Genomic DNA, 3758 nt, shown 5'->3' on the forward strand with positions numbered 1-3758 from the left:
GTTGCTTGGCTTCGCTGGGGTCTTGCCCCGATACAAGCAAACGGCGGGCGTTTTCAGCGGCTTGGCGGGCTTCTACCAGTGATATGGTCGGATATTTGCCGATAGTAAATGTTTTCTCTTTGCCGTCTATACGGTATTTCAGGCGGAAAACTTTCCCGCCCGCCGGTGTAATTTCAAGGTACAAACCACCGCCGTCAAACAGCTTGGTTTTTTTCCCTGTTTCGGCGGGCTTGGCGTTTTTGATTTGTCGGTCATTCAGTGGCATGGTGGGGGTATGTTTTAGGGGGTGTTTTCAGATACCCCGAATCATACTCCCTAATATTGGTTGCTTCAATTAAGCTGAATTAGACGGAATTATACAATCAGGAAGAAGACAATAGGATAGCAATCAGTCTGAAAGCCTTGTATTTATTAGGCTTGGTTGATGGTATTAGACGGTATTAAACGAAAAAAAACGCCTAGAATTTCTAAGCGTTTTTGTGTGTTGGTGCCGACAGCGAGATTTGAACTCGCACAGCCTACGGCCACTACCCCCTCAAGATAGCGTGTCTACCAATTTCACCATGTCGGCATTTGAAAAACTTTTATTTCTGCTGCTGAGGAGCGGGTGCAGCAGGTGCGGGTTGGTTTTCAGCGGGAGCAGCAGGTTTAGGAGCCTGCTGGGTTTGTTTCACATTGCTGAAGTCCAAACCGTGTTTGTTTGTATGGGTATGGATATAAACCATTGCCATGCAGGTTGCGAAGAAGAAAGTCGCTGCGATGGCGGTTGCGCGGCTCAGGAAGTTTGCGTTGCCTGCGGAACCGAATACGCCCTGTGCGCTGCCGCTGCCTGACCCGAAGGTCGCGCCTGCGTCCGCGCCTTTGCCGTGTTGCAGCAATACTAACACAATCACCGACAAAGCGGAAATAATATTAATAATCCAGATAAAGGTTTTAAAGGCTTCCATATGTTTTCTACGAGGCTTGCGCTGCGTTGATGATGGCGGTAAATGAGTCATACGATAATGACGCGCCGCCAACCAATGCGCCGTCTACATGAGGTACTGCGAAGATGTCGGCTGCATTGTCTGCTTTCACACTTCCGCCGTAAAGAACGCGGATTTTAACATCGCTTCCGCACAAAGACAAGATTTCTTTGTAGATGAATGCGTGCATGTCGGCAATTTGTTCTACGGTGGCGACTTTGCCGGTGCCGATTGCCCATACCGGTTCGTAGGCGACGGCGATGTTTTTGGTGTTCAGTCCATGCAATACGGAGAGTTGGTGGGCGATGACTTCGTGTTCTTTGCCGGCTTCGCGTTCTTCGAGGCTTTCGCCGACGCACAATAGGGGAATGAGGCCTACGTTGAGGACGTTTTCCATTTTGCGGCGTTGGATTTCGTTTTTCTCACCGAAATAGAGGCTTCGTTCGGAGTGTCCGATGAGGACGATGTCTGTGCCGATGTCGGCGAGCATTTCTGCGGAAACTTCGCCTGTGTAGGCACCGTTGTTGGGAAAGCGGCTGACGTCTTGGGCGCAGGTGAGGATGCGGTTGTTGAGGACAATCTGCATGGCGTTGTGCAGTTGCAACAGGTAAACGGTCGGGGCGGCGAGGCCGATGAGGACGCGTTCGGCGGTGGGCATGATGCGGAAGCGGTGCATGAGTGCGTTGTTGTTTTGGAGTCGGCCGTTCATTTTCCAGTTGCCGATGACCCATTTTTGATCCCACATTCCGATTTGGTGATACATCTTTTTTGCTCCGTGTTGTGTTTCTTTGGCTGTACGCTGCGTGTAGCGCGATGTAACGTGAAGTTTAGTGGATATGCGACGGGTTAGCAACTTGAAACGGGATGCCCGGGGTCGTCTGAAATGCTGTTTCAGACGACCTGTTTTATAATAACTGCTTGATATACACATATATAGGACATGGCTATGCACGCGCTTCATTTTTCGGCTTCGGACAAGGCTGCGCTTTATCGGGAGGTATTGCCGCAGATTGAGTCTGTGGTGGCGGACGAGACGGATTGGGTGGCGAATTTGGCGAACACGGCGGCGGTTTTGAAGGAAGCGTTCGGCTGGTTTTGGGTGGGTTTTTATTTGGTCGATACGCGTACGGACGAATTGGTTTTGGCGCCGTTTCAGGGGCCTTTGGCGTGTACGCGGATTTCGTTCGGACGCGGGGTGTGCGGTCAGGCTTGGGCGAAGGGCGAGACGATGGTCGTCAAAGATGTCAATGCGCATCCCGACCATATTGCCTGCTCGTCTTTGTCGCGTTCGGAAATTGTGGTTCCGCTGTTTTCAGACGACCTCTGTATTGGTGTGTTGGATGTGGACAGCAAGCATTTGGCACAGTTTGATGAAACGGATGCTTTGTATTTGGGCGAACTGGCGAAGATTTTGGAGAAGCGGTTTAAGGCTTCGCGTCAGGCGGCTTGAGACCGAAAAAACGGGCGGGCGGCGCGCGCTGAAGTTGGCGCGGCGGGAGTGTGGTTTTATAATGTCTGCCATTGCTAAAACAATTATTTAACGGAGCACAAAATGGATTTTGAAAAAGCGCGGTTCAATATGGTCGAACAGCAAATCCGTCCGTGGGATGTATTGGATTTTGACGTTTTGGACGCTTTAGAGGAGATTCCGCGCGAGCGTTTCGTGAGCGAGTCTTTGCAGGGGTTGGCGTATGCCGACATGGAGCTGCCGCTTGCCAACGGTCATAAGATGCTCGAGCCGAAAATCGTAGCGCGGTTGGCGCAGGGTTTGAAGCTGACCAAAACCGATACGGTTTTGGAAATCGGCACGGGTTCGGGCTATGCGACCGCGCTTTTGGCGAAACTGGCGGGCAAAGTGGTTTCAGACGACCTCGATGCCGAGCAGCAAAACCGCGCCAAAGCAGTGTTGGACGGCTTGGCTTTGGACAATATCGATTATGTGCAAAACAACGGGCTGACCGAGCCTTCCGCGGGCGCGCCGTTTGATGCGGTTTACGTCGGCGGCGCGGTGGACCGCGTGCCTGACGTATTGAAAGAACAGTTGAAAGACGGCGGCCGCATGGCAGTCATCGTCGGCCGCCGGCCGGTACAGCGCGCGCTGCTGATTACGCGCAAGGGCAACGAATTTGAAGAAAAAGTCTTGTTCGACACGCTGGTCGCGCATTTGGACGACAAAGAAAACCGTCCTTTCGGCGATTTCGATTTTTAATCTTTTTTGAAATCAAAGGTCGTCTGAAAACCAGCCGGACATGGCGAAACGTTTTCAGACGACCTTTCATCGTCTCCATCATTTCACACACACAACATCATGACGATCCCGCAACTCACCCCGCTGCAACTGCAACAATGGCAGGAAGAAGGCCGCGCGTTCCATCTGCTGGATGTGCGCACCGACGAGGAAACCGCCGTCTGTGCCCTGCCTGACGCCATCCATATCCCGATGAACCTGATTCCGCTGCGCCAAAACGAGCTGCCCGACGACGATTTTCCGATTGTGGTTTACTGCCACCACGGCATCCGCAGCCTGCATACGGCGATGTATCTGGCGGACGCGGGTTTTGAAAATCTGTTCAACCTGCAAGGCGGGATTGATGCTTGGGCCTTGCAGGTGGATGGGACGATGGCGAGATATTGATATAGTGGATTAACTTTAAACCAGTACGGCGTTGCCTCGCCGTACTATCTGTACTGTCTGTGGCTTCGTCGCCTTGTCCTGATTTAAATTTAAACGCTAAAAGGTCGTCTGAAAACCCTGATTCGGTTTTGAACTGGCCCCCAAATCTTGGACACTCA

At 52.0% G+C, this 3758-nt stretch carries 6 protein-coding genes and 1 tRNA gene; 3 read left to right on the forward strand and 4 right to left on the reverse strand.

Annotated features, from left to right (window positions below):
- From HMPREF3066_RS03250 to tpiA, 4 genes are all read right to left on the reverse strand, one after another.
- Window positions 1–265: Arm DNA-binding domain-containing protein (locus HMPREF3066_RS03250; RefSeq protein ID WP_070866100.1), on the reverse strand; the 265-nt coding region annotated here is incomplete at its 3' end.
- 220 nt (window positions 266–485) lie between these two features.
- Window positions 486–571, reverse strand: a tRNA-Leu gene (locus tag HMPREF3066_RS03255).
- 13 nt (window positions 572–584) lie between these two features.
- Entirely contained in the window at window positions 585–947 is a 363-nt protein-coding gene (gene secG / locus HMPREF3066_RS03260) for a preprotein translocase subunit SecG (protein ID WP_070440415.1), read from the reverse strand.
- A gap of 7 nt (window positions 948–954) precedes the next feature.
- Window positions 955–1728 carry a triose-phosphate isomerase gene (tpiA, locus tag HMPREF3066_RS03265; RefSeq protein WP_003759302.1) on the reverse strand — a complete coding sequence of 258 codons (774 nt, stop codon included), beginning with the start codon at window positions 1726–1728 and terminating at the stop codon, window positions 955–957.
- Between the two features lie 183 nt (window positions 1729–1911).
- On the opposite strand from tpiA, the gene HMPREF3066_RS03270 reads away from it, so the two are divergent.
- From HMPREF3066_RS03270 to HMPREF3066_RS03280, 3 genes are all read left to right on the forward strand, one after another.
- The gene (locus HMPREF3066_RS03270; RefSeq protein ID WP_099048406.1) at window positions 1912–2415 is read left to right on the forward strand and encodes a GAF domain-containing protein; all 504 of its coding nucleotides are present in this window, start codon (window positions 1912–1914) and stop codon (window positions 2413–2415) included.
- Between the two features lie 102 nt (window positions 2416–2517).
- Window positions 2518–3174 (forward strand): protein-L-isoaspartate O-methyltransferase family protein, encoded by a 657-nt coding sequence (locus HMPREF3066_RS03275; RefSeq protein WP_070440417.1) that lies wholly within the window; start codon window positions 2518–2520, stop codon window positions 3172–3174.
- 99 nt (window positions 3175–3273) lie between these two features.
- On the forward strand, window positions 3274–3600 hold the full coding sequence (locus tag HMPREF3066_RS03280; RefSeq protein ID WP_070440419.1) for a rhodanese-like domain-containing protein: 327 nt from the start codon (window positions 3274–3276) through the stop codon (window positions 3598–3600).
- Window positions 3601–3758 lie beyond the last annotated feature (158 nt).

The sequence above is a fragment of the Neisseria sp. HMSC03D10 genome (assembly GCF_001807625.1).
GTDB classification, from domain to species: Bacteria; Pseudomonadota; Gammaproteobacteria; order Burkholderiales; family Neisseriaceae; genus Neisseria; species Neisseria mucosa.